Origin of the sequence: Klenkia terrae, assembly GCF_037083865.1 — a bacterium.
GTDB classification, from domain to species: domain Bacteria; phylum Actinomycetota; class Actinomycetes; order Mycobacteriales; family Geodermatophilaceae; genus Klenkia; species Klenkia terrae.
Window position 1 is genome coordinate 31,995 of record NZ_JBAPLV010000006.1, and the last position, 18,243, is coordinate 50,237.

The following is an 18,243-nucleotide window of genomic DNA, read 5'->3' on the forward strand; positions in this document are numbered from 1 at the left end:
TCCGCCGGGCCAGCCCTCGCTCACCCGGTCGGGTGGATCAGGCCAGCACGCCGGCCACGACGCCGCGCATGCGCTCCCGGAAGGTGGACCGGGAGAAACCCTCGGCGTGCTTGCGGGTGATGGCCGGGTCGTAGCGAGAAGGGTCGAAGGTGCGCAGGGCGGCGGCCCACAGCTCCACCTCGTCGACGTCGTCGTCCACCTGCGGCACCAGTTCTCCCGTCACGCCGGGCACCACCGTGTCCTGGGTCCCGCCGGCGTCGATCGCGATGACCGGGGTGCCGCAGGCCTGCGCCTCGACCGGGACGATGCCGAAGTCCTCGACCCCGGGCATCAGCAGTGCGGTACAGCTGCGGAACAGCCGCAGCAGCTCGTCGTCGTCGACCCGGCCGAGGAAACGGGTGTTCGGACCGGCCAGGGCCTCGAGCTCGGCCCGAGCCCGTCCGTCGCCCGCCACCACCAACGGGACGCCGGCCCGTTCGGCGGCCCGGACGGCGAGGTCGGGCCGCTTGTAGGCGACCAGCCGGCCGGCCAGCAGGAAGAACCCCTCGCGCGGCACCTCGGGGTCGGGCACGTAGCGCTCGGTGTCCACCGGGGGGTGCACGACGGTGGCCGGGCGCTGCCACCAGTCCTCGATCCGGCGGACGACCGCGGTGGAGTTGCCCAGCAGCGTGTGCACCCGGGCCGCCGCGGCGACGTCCACGGGGCGGTAGACCTTCGCGAACGCGCCCAGCCCCAGCTGCCCGAGCCGGCCCCCCACCTCACCTGCGCGCAGGTTCGGGTCCCACACCCAGCGCGCCGGTGAGTGGACGTAGGACACAACCGGGGCGTCGGTGGCGTAGACCACCTGGTTGGCGAAGGCGTGGTGCGAGGCGATGACCACGTCCGTCGGCGGCACGTGCAGGCGACGGACCGCCAGCGGCAGGAGCGGCAGCAGGTGGGCATAGGTGGTGCCGCGGAGCAGCCGGCTCAACGCCGTCGCCCGTACGCGGGGCTCGATGTCGGCCGGCATCACCCCCGGCCGACCGATGGGGGCGAGGACGGGGGCCTGCGGCCATTCCCGGGCCAGTTGCTCGACGACGGCCTCGGAGCCCGCGAACTCGGTGAAGCGTTCGTGCACGAGCGTCACCCGCGGGGCCGATCCGTGCTGGTCCGGACTGTGGGTGGTCATCCCTACAGCCTGACACGGTGGCTCAGCGGAAGTAGCCGCCGGTCCTCACCAGCGCCCCGCCGTTGCGGAGCACGCCGGCGGCGGTGAACGTCGTCGCGCCCTGGTTGCTGACCAGCGCCGCCGGGCGAGAGTCCCCGGTGATCGTGATCGCCGACAGCGTGACGCTGCGGATGCCGGGCGAGGCAGCCGAGTCGGCGATCAGGCCCAGCACGCGGCTCACGGTGGCCCGGTAGCCGCTCACGGTCAGCCCGGTGACGGTGATGTCCTGGACCGTCTGGTCGGTGGTGCCGTTGTAGACCAGCACCGAGCCGTGGTCGATCCCGGTCGCGGAGTTCGCGTTCACGATCGTCCCGCCGCTCACCCGGACCCGGGCGACCCCGGTGGTGCCCCAGTTCCCCTCGGCGGCGAGGTAGACGGCCGCACCGTAGGTGTTCCGGACGTCGAGCCCGGTCACGTCGACGTCGGTGCCGCCGACCACGGAGACCCCCCGGCCGCCGGTCGAGCCGTTCACCGACGGGGAGACGACGCGGATGCGGGCGCACGGGTCGCCGTCCTGCCGGTAGGAGACCACGGCCACACCGTCGTCGCCCACGTTGCGGACCACGGGGGAGAGCACCTGGCCGTCGTGCGAGCCCTGGGTGATGTGGATGCCGTCAGCCCGGGTGTTCTGCACGGTGACCCGGTCGAGCAGGAAGTCCGACGTGCCACCGCCGACGTAGACGCCGGCCGCGGCCGAACCGTCGACGACGACGTCGCGGACGACGACCCGGGACGCTCCGTCCAGCCGCAGCCGCTGCTGCTCGTAGGCATCCCACCGGCGGGAAGTCGAGGAGATGTCCAAGGTGATGCCGGAGATCGTCACGTCCGCAGCGGTCACGGTCAACGACGAGTCCGACTCCTGGGTGGCCAGCAGGGTCCCCCCACCGGTGACGGTCACGCCGGCGTTGGCGACGGTCAGCACCCGGGTCTGGACGAACGTCCGACCCGCGGGCAGGAGGACGGTGTCACCGCGGCCGGCCGAGTCGAGGGCAGCCTGCACGGCGGCGGTGTCATCGGTGACACCGTCGCCGACCGCACCCATGTCCGTCACCGAGATCATCCGGACAGCGGCCTGGGGAGGCGCCGCGGGCCCGGAAACCGACGGGGCCACCGGGGTCCGCGCCGGTGCGGAGGGGGCGGCGGACGCGCTCGTGGACGGGCCGCCCACCGCGGCGACGCCCGAGGAGGTGGAGGAGCCCGCAGCCGTCCCCGTCGACGCGCCGGCTACCGCCGGGCCGGTGGTCGTGCGGCTACCCGTCGCCGGGGACGTGCCGGACGGGGTGCTGCCAGCTGCGCTGCTCGTCGGCGAAGCGCTGCCGCGCGGGGTGGTGCCCGACGCGGAGGCACCGGGTGCAGTGGTCGTGGGTGCACCGCCGGACCCGGTCGTCGCCTGGGCCGACCCGGTGGTGTCCGCAGCGACTGCGGCGACCTCACCAGCCTGAGGGGCTGCGCTGACAGCGATCGGGACGACCACGCCGGTGACGACGGCGAACGCCGCACCTGCCACGGCGATCCGCGGTCCCCGGACGATCCTGTTCCACTGCACTGCGTGCCCCCATCATCGACGTACCTGCACACCGACCATCGACCTCGGTGCGTCAGTGCTTGAGTGTCATGTGCTGACCACGCAGAGCGAGGATGCCTGGGGACGGGTGGGAACTCTGTGACGGAACGGTCCACAGTTGTTCGGAGGGCGCTGGTCATTCAGCGCTGACCTGCAGTTTGTCCAAGCCGTGCTCTTCGTCACGACACGCCGGACGATCGGGGTGGGCGGGCTCGTGGCGGTTGGTAGTGCTCCGGAACGGACCCCGAGGGCGGCCACTGCAGGAGCAGCACGGTCTCGGCGTCGTCGATTCGGCCCTCGCGCACCTGGGCCAGCGCCTCGGGGTACGGCAGCTCGCGGACCTCGATGGCCTCCCCTCCTCCACCAACCCACCGCCGGCCCCGGACCGGTCGGCCGCCGAGCAGGACGCGGCGAACAGGAACAGCCGCTCGGCCACCGACCCAGGGCTCATCCAGGGCGACATCACCAGCTCGACGTCGTCGGGCAGCACCGCCGCGCCGTCTCCGCGGTCGTAAGTCTGACGCTGCTGCGTGGCCCACGTGCCGTCGGCCGGCCGCTGGTCGAACGCCGTCCGCCGCATCCGGTGTCACTCTGCGCACAGCAACTCCACGTCACGGGCCACCACGTCGGGCTCGCGGTCGAGGTCCCCGCTTCGTCGGTCGCCGTGATCCTGGCGCCGCCGGAGATGCGAGATCGACACCACCGGGTCCGGGGTGCGGTCAAGCGGTCGGGTGCGGGTCGGCGGGCACTGCACGCCCGTTCCCGCGGAACAGGTCCTCCCAGGTGTCCGAGTCCTCGGCACGGGTGATGACGCTGAACCCGTTGTACGGCTGGGTGTACCGCGGCGGCCAGGCGTGGTGCTCGGCGCTCTGGCCATCGATCCACTCGACTCCGTCCTCGGTGACCACGGCGGTGAACCAGTGCCCACCCGTGGTCCGACCGTGCTCGTTGGCCCAGTTGACCAGCACTATCGCCACGGTGCCCTCGGGTGCGGTCGACAGCGCCTGACCGATGCGGGTGTCGGCTTCGGCGGTGAACCGGGCCGGGGACACGGAGCTCGGGCGGCCGTGCCAGCCAGGCACGGTGCCCGCCCAACGCCACATCTCGGGCAGCTCTCCTGGCGAGGTGCCCCAGTGCTGCCAGCTGTCGAGCACCCGGGCCCCGTTGTCACCGAACGCCGTCCGGACGTCCCTGCCCTGGACCAGGTCGGCGACCGCCCGGGAGCAGTCACCGCAGTTGTTGCCGTACGGCATCCGGCTGGTGACCGGGTAGGCCGAGTACAGCGGGTTGACGGAGGGAAGCCAGCGCGAGGCGTTGGCGACGGCATCGGTGACCGAGGTCGGCGTCCAGCCAGCGACCGCTCGACCCATGGCCTCCCGGGTGCTCAGCCCGGGGTCGATGTGCCGGTGGGGCTCGACGCGGGCCCGCGGGGCCCCGACCTCGTCGGGAGCGGGTCGGAGGACCTCGAACTCGGTCACCCGGGTGCCGACGAACTCGCCGTCGGTGACCACGCCCTGCACCCGGAAGTGCCGGACGGTGCCGTGCTGCAGGTCATGGGTCAGGGCGTGGACGACGGCGCGCTGCTGCTCCGTGGTGGTGAGGTCGGCCAGCTCGTTGCGCAGCCGGCCGATGTGGGTGGTGGTGCCGGCCTGCTGCAGCCCGGGGCGGCTGCCTGGCAACGCATCGTTCTCCGCCACCGCGACGGCGACGACCGCGAGCCCGCCGCCGTCCAGCTCGACGAGCAGGCGGTCCCCGGCGACGGCGACGGCGTGCACCGGGGAGTCCAGGAACAGGGCGAGTGCCGGGGTGACCGTCGACGCGGCCCAGTCCGCCGCCGCCCGGCGCAGCGTGTTCCGCTGCTCGGCGCGAGCGACGGAGGTCGCGTCGTGGGGTGCGCCGGGGTGCAGCTCCGCCAAACGGCTCCGGTGCAGTTCCGTGGTGACCCGGGCGGCTCGATGCAGGACCTCGCCGGCCAGCGGCTCCACCGACCAGCTGGCGTAGTCACTGGCAGGCACCAGCCCCTCGTCGAGCACCCGGGCCAGCCCACCGGCCCGCCGCGCATCGACCCACCCCTGCGCGGCGTCCCACACCCAGACGTCGTCCCCGCCGTCATGCGGACGGGCGACACCGCGTTCGGTGATCCGGTGGGTGCGCGGGTCGAGGGTGGCCCGCTGGGACAGCCACTCGGACGACGGACCGGGGTGGCCCACCTCGTCGTCGAGGGCTGCGGACAGGTCGACCAGGAACGCCGACGCCGCCGGGGTGAGCGGGCCGTCGTCGAGGTGAACGGCACCCACGGTCCACATCTGCAGCGGGCGGTCGGGCTCAGGTGTCGCCCAGGGGTTGTCACCGGTGCTGACCCGGATGGACGAGCCGTCGGCCAGCAGCAACGCCCGTCCGGACAGCGACCCGTCGGCGCCCTGCCAGAGCACCTGCGCTCCGGACTCGGCCAGCACGTGGTCGAGGGCCGACGCGGTGTCCGCGCCGACGGCGAGCGGGCCGTTCAGGTGCGCCCGCGGTTGTCCCGGTCCGAGCGGGTGGCCGACATGCCCAGCTCCCGGCCCTCCTGGTTCTGGCAGATCTCCAGCAGGCGTTCGGGGGTGGGCAGCGTCGTGCCCTTCCTGCGGGCTGCTGCTTCCGCCTCCTCGCGGGTCGCCGGTTCCATCTGGACGTACGGGTCCTCGTCGAACACCGCTTGCGCGTTCGTCTCGCTGCCGCTCACCGGGTCCCAGATCCACCGGCCGCTGGGCACGTCGAACAGGACCGTCTCCCAGCTCCCCCGCACGTTCCGCCGCGCCAAGATCTGGGTGACGCCGAGCTTGGTCCAAGTCACGACTGCGTACTCGAAGACCTCCGCCCGCTCCAGGTCCTCGGCCTCGTGCCGCACGAGCAGGTCGAGGTGTTCCTCGCCCGGGTCGTCCGGGAGAGCTTGATAGGGGGGCGGCGGAGCCAAACCCAGCCTCTCGTTCCTGGCTCGCACCTTGTCCAGCAGCGCCTCGTCCTCCTGCCGCACCCGTTCCCACAACACCCAGCCCGGGTGCTTCGGATCCGTCATCCGTTGATCCTCCCTCCGTGGTCTGCTGTGCAGCCACCTTCTCGGCGGCCGTGACTATCTCTTCCACGACCGGCTGGCTAATACCGGCCCGGACCAGGAAGGTCTCGGCCGACCCAACCTTGTGCACTGCAGCCTTGATGAACTGGACCGCTAGTTCCGGATCCTTCTCAAAGATGCGCGCCGGACTGTTTGCCTTGCCGGGCCCTAGCTTGTCGAGTCCCCGCACGACCTCAGATTCCAGCCCTTGCGAACGCACGATCTCTCGGATCTGCGCCAGCGCTTCGACCCGCTCTAGAGGGTTGTCTCGGTTCAAGCGGAACGTCTCGTACATCTCGTGGGTCTGTTTGCCCACCGCCCACGACGTCGCCGTTGGGAACTGCACCTCGATGCGCTGGCCGGTCACCACATGGGTCAGCACGACGAGCAGGCCGAAGTGCCGGTTGCCCGGCGCCCAGGTGTTCCGCCAGTCCTCATGCGCCGGCTGACCGGGTCGCGGGACCGGCGCTGCCCATCCGTGCTGGCCCAGCAGCTCGAGGGTGGCGAGCACAGAGTCGCCGTAGCGGGACGGGTCGGTCTGCACCGCGAACCGGACCAGGTCGTCCATGGCCCAGAACGCCGAGGCGACCGTGGACCCACCCTGCACCGGCGGCTGGATCTTTCGGACCGCCGACCACACGGTCTTGACCGCGTTCTCGGTGCCGACCGCCTCAGGCCTCGGGAACCCGCCCGCCTCTAGAACATCGAAGACCTCGTCGAGCTGCTGCCCCACCAGGTCGGCCCAGGGCTGCGCCCCGGCGACCGCCTCGATGGCGTACCGCTGGATCGCCCTCGGACTGCCCTCGTAGTGCTCCCGCTCGGCCGACGGCGGCGGATCCACCGGCGGTGGGGGCGAAGCTTCCGCGGGAGCGGCGGGCTCGTGCCCCTGCCCATCCTGGGTCTGGCCGTCTGCGTCCGACGTCCCGCCAGCCTTCGGTCCGTCGCTGTCGCCGCCGATCCCGCCGTCACCGGCGTGGGGCTGCGTCGATCCCGGCACGTCCGCGGCCGGAGACGTTCCCGCGGGAACGTCTCCGAGCCCTGCGGCGTGGTCGGTCGACGGTTGCACTGATGAGGACACGGCCCGGTGGACCTCGAACGCCCCTGACTGCTCGGCCGCGCTCACTGCCGTCGGAGTGGGGACCTCGGCAGCTGCAGCCCAGGTATCGACAGGCCCACCGGCGGCCGCCGAGGGACGTGCGCCTTCGGCCAAGCCGGCGGCGATCACACCCATGCCGGGCGCTCGGTCCGCACCCGCCGCCGAGGGCCCTACCGCGTCGGCCACCGAGGCTCCCGGACCGACGTCGGGCGGTCCAGCAATGGTCCCGGCCGGCGCGGCGGACGAGATAACGGGCGCCGCGGGACCTGCCGACGCAGGCCCGTCCCCGAACGAGGTGGCCGCCGCCCGGCTCGGGTCCGCGGTGGCCAGCGCGGAAGCTGTCCGAGAGGTCGTCAGCCGGTCCGCCCCCGCGGTGTCCGCTATTACTGCGACCCGGCCATCTGTGTCCGGGTCGACCGCGCCACTCCCCGGAGAGCCGGCCGCATCGAGAGCAGCCCCGCGGAACTCCTCCTGCGCGGTGCGTCCGGCCAACGCGTCGACGTGCAAGCGGGTCAGCGTCTGCATCGGCCGCGTGCCCGCGGCCAGCACTGCCGGGTGGGTCGGGCTGACCGTGCCGTAGCGGCCCGCTGCACCGAGCGCGGCGGCGAGGAAGGTCAAGCCGTCCATCGTCGGGATGCCCTGCCCCGTCAGCAGACCCGCCGCGATGCCGCCCGCCGGCGAGGCCACGACGTTGGTGCCGGCGGTGGCGGCCAGCCCGCCGGAGTGCCGCAGCACGCCGTTGCCGGTCCGCGCGGCGAGCCCGCCACCGGCGCCGAGCCCGGCCCGCGCGGCCATCCGCGGCGTCGACCGCATCCGCGAGAACACCGGCGCCACCAGCCCTGCGCCCACCGCACCACCGGTACCCCCGGCCAGCCCGGCTGTCACCGTGGAGAGCCCGTCCCAGCTGGTGCGCGTCCCGTCGCCGGCCTGCCAGGCCTGCGTACCGACGTCGATCCCCAGCTCCTCGAGCACCTCCTCCACGACCTCGTGCCGCAGGTGGTGACCGGTCGTGTGGACCGCGGCCACGCGTCCCGCCCCGTCCACGACCGCCCGGCCGACGTCCTGGACCAGCGCCCGCCGTCCGGCCGCGGACGCGAGGCCCTCCAGCGCGGTGAGCACCGCCTGCCGAGCGGTCGACGCGATCGGCCCCAGCGTCGCCAGGGACAGCCCGCCGGCGAAGGCCATCACCATCGCGAGCACCGCTGCCGTGGCCGCGACGGCGACCGCCACGTTCACCGACACCTTCGCGTACTGCAGGTCCACCCCGAAGCCGCCGACCTGGCGCGCGACCGCCGCGGCGTTCTGCACGTGCCCGGGCAGCCCGGACTCGGCCGACCCGAGCAGCGTCCGGGCCAGGTCGTCGAAGGCCTCGGCCGCCGGTGCGTCCCACGCGGTCAGCAGCTCGGCGGCCGCCGACTGCAGGTCACCCGACGCGTCGGCGAGCCCCTGAGCCAGGTCGGCCCACTCCTGCGCCAGCTCCCCCACCGCCGACTCGCTGCCCTCGGGCCAGGTGGACCCGCCGAACACCATCGACAGCAGGTCGACCCAGAACCCGTCGCCGTCCGCCCCCAGCCAGGTGAACGGGCTGACGACGTCGTCCGGGCGCTGCACCACCGTGTCCTGCGGTCAGCGCCGGCCGCGGAGCTGCTCGCCGACGATCCCGGCGACGACCTCGTCGTCCCCGTTGAGCATCGCGCGCACCTGCTCGCCGTCGGCGACGCCGGACATCAGCGCGACCACCTGGTCCTCGGCGGTCCAGACGGCGTGCTCGATGGTCTCGGTGATCAGCGCGGCCAGCGCCCCGGCGTCCTGCGTCCGGTAGATCCGCGGGTCCAGGTCGAGCCGGACGACGCGACCCTGCGGGCCGACGGTGACCGAGACGAGCCCGTCCGGCGAGGTCTCGGTGGCCTGCACCGCGCGCGCCTGACGGGCCAGCTCGGGACCCTGCTCGACCAGCCGCCGGAGGTCGAGTTGCAGCTGCTGCGCGTAGGCGCGGAAGTCGACGGTGGGACGTCGGTCGGGCTCGGTCATGGGGCTGCACTCCTGCCGGTCGAGGACAAGTGGTGCAGCGGACGGTAGGGGCCGCCGACCGGGCCACCGCGGGCTCGACGACCGAAACGAGCGCTCTGAGCTGGACTTTCGCAGTTGTCCACAGGCTGCGGGCAACGGGTTGGTGGCGTCACCACCCCGACCTACGCTCCCCGTCATCACCAGCCGCGGACGCCGAGGGAGGCCCGATGAGCGAGAGCACCGATGTGGACGCGGACGTCGTCCTGGAGTTCGCGAGCCGCCTGCACGCCCGCGCCGCCGACGTCGCCACTGCGACCTCCTCGCTCCAGCTGCCGATCGCCGGCGCCGGTCTCGGCGGGAGCGGGATGCAGGAGTCGGTGGTCGCCGCCGGCGCCTACTCGGCCGCGACCCAGGCAACTGCCCGGTTCCTGCGCGACGTGCACGACGGGCTGCTGTCGCTGAGCTACGTGGCCGCGACCGCGGCGGCGCACTACCGCGCCGGGGACGCCGAGCAGGCGGTCAGCATGGCCGCTGTCGACGCCGCCTTCGCGCCAGCAACCGGCCAGACCAGCATCACGTCGCGGCGGGCCGACGCCGCCGCGCAGGCCGAGCGGGTGGCGCACGAGGCGCTGCGTGCGCAGAACCAGGTCGACGGCACCCGTCCGCCGCTGCCGCCGGACCCGGAGCAGCAGCGCTTCGGCAACCAGCTGGACGCCGGACGACGCCCCGGCACAGCCGACGACCGGTACTCCCGCCCCGCCGACGCCGTCGCCGCGCACGACGACCAGATCGGGGACGACGGCGTGCTGGCCGAGGCCCGCTACGACCCGGCCGGCGACCACGACGAGGCTCTTCGCACGGCCGAGCGGCTCACCGCGCAGCACGGCATCCCGTACACCGCGGTCGTCGACGACCACGGTGTCAGCGAGGTGGTGCAGGCCGACCCCGACGACGTCCCGGCCGCCGAGCCCGACACCGACGTCGTGCAGGAACACGACCAGCAGGCCACGGACCTCGCGGCGGCCCTCGGTGGGGCGGGCTGAGGTGCCGGCCCCGCGCACGGACGGCGCCGGCGGCGGCTACCGGGTGGACCCGGTGGAGGCCGGCGGGCTGGACCTCCGGCTGCTCACCATCACCCGGATCTACCCCGCCGTCATGCTCGAGGACCCGACCGGGATGCGGGACGCCGCAGTGGCCTGGCAGGACCTCGGCGGTCTGCTGGACGCCGAGGCGCGCTCCCTGCGGCGGTCGCTGGCCGGGCTCGGCGACGGCTGGCGGTCCGAGGCGTCGACCAGGTTCGCTGAGCGCGGCGCGGCCGCGGTCGGCTCGCTGGAGTCCTGGTCCGAGATCGCCGCCGCGCGGGCCACCGAGCTGGCCGACCTCGCCGTGGTCGTGGCCGGCGCGAAGCTGCGGATGCAGTGGATCTGGGACGACTTCACCCGGGCGGCCGGTGCGATCGCCGACCGGCCGGACACCTCAGGCAGCCTGCTGGGACCGGCCGGCACGGCGGTGACCGACCTGGTGGACAGCGCACTCGTGGCCGGGGACCTGGAGGACAACGTCCGCCGGTACACCCGTCAGGCGCTCGACGAGGTGGTGGGCCCGCTCGCCACCCGGTTCGCCCAGAGCGCGTTGACCTTCGCGGCGCCCGGTCCCGTGTTCGCCGGTCCCACCGACGCGGTCGTCCCCGGGAACGCCACCCTCGCTGCCCTGGTCACCGGCGCCTGGCTGCCCGACGGGGTCGGCTTCCCGGGTGGGCCAGCGGCGCCCCGCATCCCGATGGCCCCTGCCGTCCCGGTGCCGCGTGCCGCATCGGCCTTGCCCACGCTCCCCACTGCTCCATCGATGCCGCCGCTGCCCGCGCCCGCGATGCTGTCCACGCCGGGCATCACGGCTGCGCCTGGCATCCCGGCCCTGCCTTCACCCGTGGTCCCACCTGGTGCGCCGGTCCTCACCGGGCGGGTGCCGGTGGCCCCGGCTTGGGGGGCGGCCGACGTGGTTGCAGCCGTGTCAATCTCAGCCCCGTCCTGGCCGTTTCCCCAGGTGTCGTCCGCTCCGGGGCCGGCGGGCGCGCGCTGGGTTCCCGCTTCGCCGAGGCTGGCGGGCCACCACTGGGTCCATGCCACCCAGGGGCCAGGACGCGCGCCGGTGGTCCCGACCCTCCCGGCCGGGCTCAGCCAGGTCGGCCGAGGTGCCGTGCCGTCGTTGGCCGGACGCCGAGCGCCCGCGATCGACCACATCCCGACCGTGCCCGGCCCGGCGCCGGGTCTGACTCCGATGCGGCCCATCGGGCCCCCGACGCTGCAGGACCACCTGCGTGGCCGCGGACTCCACGGGCTGCCTGAGCATCTGGGGGCACCGAAGCTGCCGCCGGCTCCTGGTGCGCCGGTGCGGTCCCGTCAGCCCGGCTCCCCCGCCGTGCCCCCCGCCCCGGCACCGTCGCACGGCGCCGTCCCGCCTCTGCTGGGTGGCCGTGGAGGCAGCCTGCCGTCCCGACGGACAGGGGTAGCGCCGAAGGCCGATGTGCACCTGCGCGGTCGCACGGCCCAGCCGCTGGCCAGTCCGGCTGCCCGACCTCCCGCGCTCGACGCCCCCCGACTCCTGAGCGCCGCCCGCCCCCTGGACGCCGGACCGTCGATCCGACCCGCCGCGCCGACGAACCACCGGCATCCCGCACCGGCACCGGCACCGGCACCGGCACCGGCACCGGCACCGGCGACCGTGCGTCGCGGCCGGCACGCCGCACCGGACCTGGCGCCCACACCCGCCGAGGCCCGCGCCGTCGACCGGTCCCGGCGGCGGGCGGCGTGGGACGAGGACCGTCAGCAGCACGCCTCGGGTCGACCGCCCAGCTCATGACGGTCGACCGCGGGAGCCAGCCGCAGGTCAGCGGCCGGCGTCGAGCCTGGCCCGTGCCGGGGCCAACGCCGCGGCCTGGGCCTCGTCGCTGGCGAGGGACGCCTGGATTGCCGCCGCAACCTGCACGCCGAGCTCGTCGAGCCGGCCGGTCATCGTCTGCACCGCGTCCCGGGACGGTGCTGCGCCCTGCCGGTAGACGTCTGCGAACAGCGGACCACCGTTGTCCCCGCCCCAGGGCCGGGCGGCCTCGGCATCCTCGATGGCGGCGGCCCGCAGCTGCACCACCCGCTCGAGCTGCTGCACGGCCGCCTGCCAGGAGCGCAGTGCCGCACCGGCGGCATCGGGATCGACGTGCACCGAGTCGTAGGCCATGGGTCCTCCCGGGAGTGGCGGCCCGGCCACCGTGCCACCGGCCCGGCTGTGACACCAGCCCGCGGACCGGACCTGTGGACAACCACCTACCCCCCGGAGGTCAGCCGCCGGTCGACGCAGCAGCCGCCGCGGCCTCGGCGCGGGCAGCCATCCGGGCCCGCTGCGGGATGACGACGTACTTCGGGTCCTTGGACGACGCCATCCCCGCGTCGAACACGCCGAACCTGGTCAGCAGAGACCCCGTCGCCAGCAACGCGCCGGATGCCACGGCGCCCCAGCGCTTGCCACCGAGCACGGCGGCCCCGATTGCGCCGGCCGTGGTGCAGGCCTTGGCGATCCGCAGCGTCGTGCCGGCCCGGCCGATGTGGAAGGGCTCGCTGACGATGCCGTGGTCGTTCTCCACCTTGTGCATCGCGGCCAGCTCGACCGCGGCGCCCACGACGGCGGCCTTTCGGGCCGGTCCGGCCTGGTCGACCGGGGTGAACGCCATCGACAGGCCACCGCCGGCGGCCAGCGCCGACCCGGTGAACACGAACGGCAGCTGGTTCCCCGGCTCGTGCCAGGACGGCGTTGCCGTGTTGGCCAGCAGCACCGCGGTGTAGGCCGCCATCGGACCGCCGAACGCGGCCGCACCGACGCTCGCCGTCCGGCGCAGCCCGGTCGAGCGGATCAGCTTCGGCAGCCACCCGCTCGACCGACGCACCGCCGGCACCGAGCCGAGCAGGCTCAGCGCCGCCGCCCCACCGGCCGCGGTGCTGAACGGCGACAGGATGTAGGAGCCCACGCTCAGCGGGGACGTCGGCTTGAACACCCGCAGCATGTGCAGGAACCGCTCGGGCCGGCCCAGGTCGTGGATCAGGAACCCGACGCTGGCGATCGCGCCGCCGCCGGCGATCAGGTGCGCCGACCGGGCCAGCGCCGGCCGGTCGGTGAACTCGGCTCCGGCGCCGAGCACCGCAGACGCGCCGGCCGCGCCGCCCAGGAACAGGTAGAGCGGCACGTCCGGGGTCTTCCAGACGGCCGACTTCACGATCTGCCGGCCGTAGTAGCTCTGGAAGTCCGCGTCGCCGACGGTCGGATCACCGTCGCGGGCCCCGCCCCGGCGTCCACCGCGCTTGCGCTTGCGCGCCTCCCGACCGGACGCGGACGGGCCGTCGGCCTTGCGCCAGCCACCACCGGGGGTGGCCACGCCCGAGACCCCGGGCCGGTGGTCCAGCGGGGCGTCGACGTCCTCGTTCGGCCGGCCGGTGCGGTGCAGCTCCGGCGTCGCGGGCTGCGAGACCTCCGGGTCGGGCTGCTCCACCGGGGCCTGGGCCGCGCGGTCCGGGCCGGCGCCCTCGACCGGGGCTCCCTCGCCGGGGCCGGAGGCGTGCCGGCCGGTCACCGTCGCCGTCCCAGGAACCCGGACAGCGCGACGCCGACGAGCATCGCCGCAGCACCCGCGGCGTGCCGCCACATCGAGGGCAGGTCGCGGGTGGTCACCACCGGGTCCGGCGGCAGGCCGTAGACCTCGGGCTCGTCCAGCAGCAGGAAGAACGCCCCCGCGCCGCCCACGCCGTCGTCGGTGTCCCGGCCGTACAGCCGCGCGGTGGTCACGCCCTGCTCGGTGAGCGTCGCCAGCCGTGCGTCGGCGCGGGCCTGCAGCTCGTCGAGGTCACCGAACTGGATCGACTGGGTCGGGCACGCGGTCGCGCAGGCCGGCTGCAGACCGTCGGTCAGCCGGTCGTAGCACATCGTGCACTTGAAGACCCGGCCGTCGTCCTTCCGCTGGTCGATCACGCCGTACGGGCAGGCCGGCACGCAGTAGCCGCAGCCGTTGCAGATGTCGTCCTGCACCACGACGGTGCCGAACTCGGTGCGGAACAGCGCACCGGTCGGGCACACGTCCAGGCAACCGGCGTGCGTGCAGTGCTTGCAGACGTCGCTGGACATCAGCCAGCGGATCTCCCGGTCGGCCGACTGCGCGGTCTGCGGGTCGAAGCTCGACAGCGCCTGCGCGTTGAGCACGTCGGCCTGGTCGATCGTCGCGCCGTCCGCGTTCGCGTGCGACGGCGTCTCCGCCGACCCGCACGACCCCCCGCAGCCACCGCCGGACCCGGCGCCCTGGCCCGGCGCGGCCGGCAGCCCGATCCCCGGCATCGGCAGGTCGACCTCGCGGGACTGCTCGACGAAGGCCACGTGCCGCCAGGAGTTCGCTCCCAGCATGCCGGTGTTGTCGTAGCTCATCCCCGACAGGCCCAGGGCGTCGATCGTGCCGTCGGCGTCGTCCATCGGGAGCGTGTTCCACTCCTTGCAGGCCACCTCGCACGCCTTGCAGCCGATGCACACGCTGGTGTCGGTGAAGAACCCGACCCGCGCCGGGTGGTCGGGCTCGTAGCCGGCTTCGGCGGTGACGTCGGGCAGCGGCCCGAACAGCCGGTTCTCCGGGTCGTTGCCGGTGAAGGCCGGGCTGGCGGAGCTGATCTGGCTCACGAGGTGCCCTCCGCGATGTGGTCCGGTGCGCTCTGGGTGGTGTCGGCCTGCGGACCGCCCTCACCGGTCATGTTCGTCTCCTCGACCGGCGACCGTCCGCCGACCGGCACCCGGCCGCTCTTCACGCCGGCGCGCTGCCGGTAGGACTCCACGAAGTCCACCAGCGCCGGACCCCGCGGACGGCGGCCGGGCTGGATGTCGCAGGTGGCGACCTTGGACTCCTGGATGTGCACGTTGGGGTCCATCACCACGCCGAACAGGTCGTTGCCGCTGTCGCCGGTGGAGATGCCCTGCTCGCCCCAGTGGTACGGGATGCCGATCTGGTGCACGACCTTGCCGCCGCCCAGCTTCAGCGGCCGCATCCGCTCGGTGACCAGCACCCGGGCCTCGATCGCCGTCCGGGCGCTGACCAGCGTCGCCCATCCGCCGTTCTCCAGCCCGCGCTCGACGGCCAGCTGCGGGCTGACCTCGACGAAGAACTCCGGCTGCAGCTCGCTCAGGTAGGGCAGCGTGCGGCTCATCCCGCCGGCCGTGTGGTGCTCGGTCAGCCGGTAGGTGGTGAACGCGTAGGGGTAGACGTCGCTGGTCGGCGGGTTGCTCCGGTTCCAGGCGGCCTCGATGACCTCCCGACCCGGGTTGGCCTGCTGCCGGTAGAGCAGGTTGGGTACCGGGGACTCGTCGGGCTCGTAGTGCGTCGGCAGCGGACCGTCGGCCAGGCCGGACGGCGCGTACAGCCAGGCCTTCCCGTCGTTCTGCATGATGAAGGCGTCCGCGCCGCTGATGCCGGCGGGACCCTTCGCGCCGGGCTCGGGACGGTAGGACGGCGGCTTGGTGGCCTCGAAGTCCGGGACGTCGTGACCCGTCCACCGCTGGGCGCCCTCGTCCCACCAGACGTAGGCCTTGCGCTCGCTCCACGGCTTGCCCTCGGGGTCGGCCGAGGCACGGTTGTAGAGCGTGCGGCGGTTGGCCGGCCATGCCCAGCCCCACTCGCCGGCCACCCAGTTCTGCTCCCGGCCGGGCTTGCGGCGGTCGGACTGGTTGACCTCGTCGGCGTAGACACCGGTGTAGATCCAGCAGCCGGCGGTCGTCGTCCCGTCGTCCTTGAGCTCGGTGTAGCTGCCCAGGGTCTTGCCGTCCGGTCCGGTGCCGTTGATCTCGCGCAGCACGGCCTCGGCCGACGGCTCGACCAGGGGTCCGTGGGTCGGGTAGTCCCAGGTCAGGGCCTGCAGGCCGGCGTCGCGGGGGTCGGTCGAGTCGCGCAGCCGGTCGCGCAGGATGCGGCCCAGGTGGAAGTAGAACCACAGGTCGCTGCGGGCGTCGCCCGGCGGCTCGATCGCCTGGCGGTGCCACTGCAGCACGCGCTGGGTGTTGGTGAAGGTGCCTTCCTTCTCCGTGTGCGTGGCCGCCGGCATGAAGAAGACCTCGGTGCCGATGTCCTCGGTGACCAGCTCGCCGGTCTCGATCTCCGGCGCGGTCTTCCAGAAGGTGGCCGACTCGATCATCTGCAGGTCGCGGACGACGAGCCAGTCCAGGTTGGCGAGGCCTAGGCGCTGCATCTTGCCGTTGGCGTGCCCGACCGCCGGGTTCTCCCCGACCAGGAAGTAGCCGGGGATCTTGCCCTGGATCATGTCGGCGACCTGGCGGTAGGAGCCGTGGTCGCCGTTGATCTTGGGCACCAGGTCGAAGCAGTAGTCGTTCTCCGCCGTCGCGGCGTCGCCGAACCAGGCCTTGAGCAGGCTGACCATGTAGGCGCGGGTGCCGCCCCAGAAGCCGACCATCTGGTCGCCGACCTTGCAGTACTCGTCGAGCGTGGCGTGCTCGCCGGCGTGCGGCATGGGCAGGTAGCCCGGCAGCAGGTTGTACAGCGTCGGGATGTCGGTCGAGCCCTGGATGGAGGCATGCCCGCGCAGCGCGAGGATGCCGCCGCCGGGTCGGCCCATGTTGCCGAGCAGGGCCTGCAGGATGCCGGCGGTGCGGATGTACTGCACGCCGACGGTGTGGTGCGTCCAGCCGACCGAGTACACCCAGGCCGTCGTCCGCTCGCGGTTGCTGTTCGCGGTCACCGCGCGGGCGACGTCGAGGAAGACCTCGGGCTCGATGCCGCAGATGTCGGCGACCATCTGCGGGGTGTAGCGGGCGAAGTGCCGCTTCATCACCTGGTAGACGCTGCGCGGGTGCTGCAGCGTCGGGTCGGTGGCTGGCTGCGGGTCGACCTTGCCCGGCTCCGGGGCAGGCGGGTCGATCTCGTCGGTGCCGGTGGCGCTGGGTTCGTGCGCACCCTCGAACTGCCACGACGTCTTGTCGTAGGACTTCGACTCGTCGTCCCAGCCGGAGAACAGGCCGCCGAGGTCCTCGGTGTCGACGAAGTCCTCACCGACCAGGGACGACGCGTTGGTGTAGGCCAGCACGTAGTCGCGGAAGTCGAGCTCGTTGTCCAGCACGTAGCTGATCAGCCCGCCGAGGAACGCGATGTCGGTGCCCGCCCGCAGCGGCACGTGGGTGTCGGCCACCGCGCTGGTGCGGGTGAAGCGCGGGTCGATGTGGATGACCTTCGCCCCGCGCGCCTTCGCCTCCATCACCCACTGGAACCCCACGGGATGGCACTCGGCCATGTTGGAGCCCTCGATGACGATGCAGTCGGCGTTGACCAGGTCCTGCTGGAACCCGGTGGCCCCGCCGCGGCCGTACGTGGCACCCAGACCGGGCACCGTGGCGGAGTGCTATATGCGCGCCTGGTTCTCGATCTGGATGGCGCCCATGGCGCTGTACAGCTTCTTCATCAGGTAGTTCTCTTCGTTGTCCAGCGTCGCGCCACCGAGGCTGGCCAGCCCCATGGTGCGGTTGACCCGCTGGTCACCGTCGAACTCCTGCCAGCCCTTCTCCCGCGCGGCGAGCACGCGGTCGGCGATCATCTCCATCGCCTCGTCGAGGGCCAGGTCCTCCCACTCGCTCCCGTGCGGACGGCGGTACTTGACCGTGGTGACCCGGGACGGGCTGGTGACCAGCTGCTTGCTGGCGCTGCCCTTGGGGCACAGCCGGCCGCGGCTGATCGGCGAGTCCGGGTCGCCCTCGATCTGCACGATCTGCTCGTCCTTGACGAACACCCGCTGGCCGCAGCCCACCGCGCAGTAGGGGCAGACCGACTGCACCACGCGGTCGGCGGTGGCCGTCCGGCTGGTGATGCCCTCGGTCTTCTTGCTCCGGGCAGCGTGCCCGCGACCCAATGGATCGGGTCCGGTCAGCTGCCGGAACACCGGCCAGGAGTCGAGCCAGGTCTTCACCGGGTCCACTGTGCCACCGGCACATCGGCGGCGCCCGTCACGGGCCCGACGCTCAGCGGGAGGGACGACGGACCAGGAGCACCACGGCGACGATGGCCACGACCCAGCCCAGCAGGATCAGCACGTCGCCGGCGTGCAGCCCGTGGTTGTAGGTCAGCGTCAGGACCACCGGGCCCTCGAACTCGTAGGTGCCGTGCAGCAGCAGGGCGGTGAACCCGCTCAACACGAGCGCGACCAGCGCCCCCGCCGCAGTCCGCATGGGTGAACCGTAGGCGTCCGGCGGGTGGCCGC

General features: G+C 73.4%; 13 protein-coding genes. 3 read left to right on the plus strand and 10 right to left on the minus strand.

Features of this window, described 5'->3' with window-relative positions; translation table 11 throughout:
• Window positions 1-37: 37 nt before the first annotated feature.
• Both UXQ13_RS07490 and UXQ13_RS07495 read right to left on the minus strand, forming a co-directional pair.
• On the minus strand, window positions 38-1,168 hold the full coding sequence (locus UXQ13_RS07490; protein WP_225234176.1) for a glycosyltransferase: 1,131 nt from the start codon (window positions 1,166-1,168) through the stop codon (window positions 38-40).
• Between the two features lie 22 nt (window positions 1,169-1,190).
• Window positions 1,191-2,267: a glycosyl hydrolase family 28-related protein gene (locus tag UXQ13_RS07495; RefSeq protein WP_225234175.1), complete on the minus strand. Its 1,077-nt coding sequence runs from the start codon at window positions 2,265-2,267 to the stop codon at window positions 1,191-1,193.
• A gap of 91 nt (window positions 2,268-2,358) precedes the next feature.
• On the opposite strand from UXQ13_RS07495, the gene UXQ13_RS07500 reads away from it, so the two are divergent.
• Entirely contained in the window at window positions 2,359-2,649 is a 291-nt protein-coding gene (locus UXQ13_RS07500; RefSeq protein WP_225234174.1) for a hypothetical protein, read from the plus strand.
• Between the two features lie 841 nt (window positions 2,650-3,490).
• Here the strand turns inward: UXQ13_RS07500 and UXQ13_RS07505 are convergent.
• Both UXQ13_RS07505 and UXQ13_RS07510 read right to left on the minus strand, forming a co-directional pair.
• The gene (locus tag UXQ13_RS07505; RefSeq protein ID WP_472975159.1) at window positions 3,491-8,488 is read right to left on the minus strand and encodes a WXG100-like domain-containing protein; all 4,998 of its coding nucleotides are present in this window, start codon (window positions 8,486-8,488) and stop codon (window positions 3,491-3,493) included.
• Window positions 8,489-8,584: 96 nt separating this feature from the next.
• Entirely contained in the window at window positions 8,585-8,989 is a 405-nt protein-coding gene (locus UXQ13_RS07510; RefSeq protein ID WP_225234169.1) for a YbaB/EbfC family nucleoid-associated protein, read from the minus strand.
• A 206-nt stretch (window positions 8,990-9,195) separates the two neighbouring features.
• Here UXQ13_RS07510 and UXQ13_RS07515 point away from each other — a divergent pair, with 206 nt between their 5' ends.
• Both UXQ13_RS07515 and UXQ13_RS07520 read left to right on the plus strand, forming a co-directional pair.
• A complete protein-coding gene (locus UXQ13_RS07515; RefSeq protein ID WP_225234168.1) occupies window positions 9,196-10,011 on the plus strand; it encodes a hypothetical protein in 816 nt (271 codons plus the stop codon).
• 1 nt (window position 10,012) lies between these two features.
• Entirely contained in the window at window positions 10,013-11,827 is a 1,815-nt protein-coding gene (locus tag UXQ13_RS07520) for a WXG100 family type VII secretion target (RefSeq protein WP_336392109.1), read from the plus strand.
• A 27-nt stretch (window positions 11,828-11,854) separates the two neighbouring features.
• Here UXQ13_RS07520 and UXQ13_RS07525 read toward each other — a convergent pair whose 3' ends face one another.
• From UXQ13_RS07525 to UXQ13_RS07545, 6 genes are all read right to left on the minus strand, one after another.
• Window positions 11,855-12,199, minus strand: a complete 345-nt coding sequence (locus tag UXQ13_RS07525) for a hypothetical protein (protein ID WP_225234166.1) — start codon at window positions 12,197-12,199, stop codon at window positions 11,855-11,857.
• 100 nt (window positions 12,200-12,299) lie between these two features.
• Window positions 12,300-13,583, minus strand: a complete 1,284-nt coding sequence (gene nrfD, locus UXQ13_RS07530; protein WP_225234165.1) for an NrfD/PsrC family molybdoenzyme membrane anchor subunit — start codon at window positions 13,581-13,583, stop codon at window positions 12,300-12,302.
• On the minus strand, window positions 13,580-14,671 hold the full coding sequence (locus tag UXQ13_RS07535; RefSeq protein WP_225234164.1) for a 4Fe-4S dicluster domain-containing protein: 1,092 nt from the start codon (window positions 14,669-14,671) through the stop codon (window positions 13,580-13,582). Before UXQ13_RS07535 ends, nrfD begins: the two co-directional genes overlap by 4 nt.
• Complete coding sequence (fdh, locus tag UXQ13_RS07540; protein ID WP_225234163.1) at window positions 14,668-17,379, minus strand: formate dehydrogenase; 2,712 nt, start codon at window positions 17,377-17,379, stop codon at window positions 14,668-14,670. The genes UXQ13_RS07535 and fdh overlap by 4 nt, the downstream gene beginning before the upstream one ends.
• 12 nt (window positions 17,380-17,391) lie before the next feature.
• Window positions 17,392-17,952, minus strand: a complete 561-nt coding sequence (locus tag UXQ13_RS23735; RefSeq protein WP_225234162.1) for a molybdopterin-binding domain-containing protein — start codon at window positions 17,950-17,952, stop codon at window positions 17,392-17,394.
• Between the two features lie 52 nt (window positions 17,953-18,004).
• Entirely contained in the window at window positions 18,005-18,211 is a 207-nt protein-coding gene (locus UXQ13_RS07545; protein WP_225234161.1) for a hypothetical protein, read from the minus strand.
• Between the last annotated feature and the right edge of the window lie 32 nt (window positions 18,212-18,243).

What these genes read in the sequence shown, in the direction of transcription:
- UXQ13_RS07490 (WP_225234176.1), bottom strand. Translation starts at nt 1,168, where the DNA reads ATGACCACCCACAGTCCGGACCAGCACGGATCGGCCCCGCGGGTGACG.
- UXQ13_RS07495 (WP_225234175.1), bottom strand. Translation starts at nt 2,267, where the DNA reads ATGATCTCGGTGACGGACATGGGTGCGGTCGGCGACGGTGTCACCGAT.
- UXQ13_RS07505 (WP_472975159.1), bottom strand. Translation starts at nt 8,488, where the DNA reads ATGGTGTTCGGCGGGTCCACCTGGCCCGAGGGCAGCGAGTCGGCGGTG.
- UXQ13_RS07510 (WP_225234169.1), bottom strand. Translation starts at nt 8,989, where the DNA reads ATGACCGAGCCCGACCGACGTCCCACCGTCGACTTCCGCGCCTACGCG.
- UXQ13_RS07515 (WP_225234168.1), top strand. Translation starts at nt 9,196, where the DNA reads ATGAGCGAGAGCACCGATGTGGACGCGGACGTCGTCCTGGAGTTCGCG.
- UXQ13_RS07525 (WP_225234166.1), bottom strand. Translation starts at nt 12,199, where the DNA reads ATGGCCTACGACTCGGTGCACGTCGATCCCGATGCCGCCGGTGCGGCA.
- UXQ13_RS07545 (WP_225234161.1), bottom strand. Translation starts at nt 18,211, where the DNA reads ATGCGGACTGCGGCGGGGGCGCTGGTCGCGCTCGTGTTGAGCGGGTTC.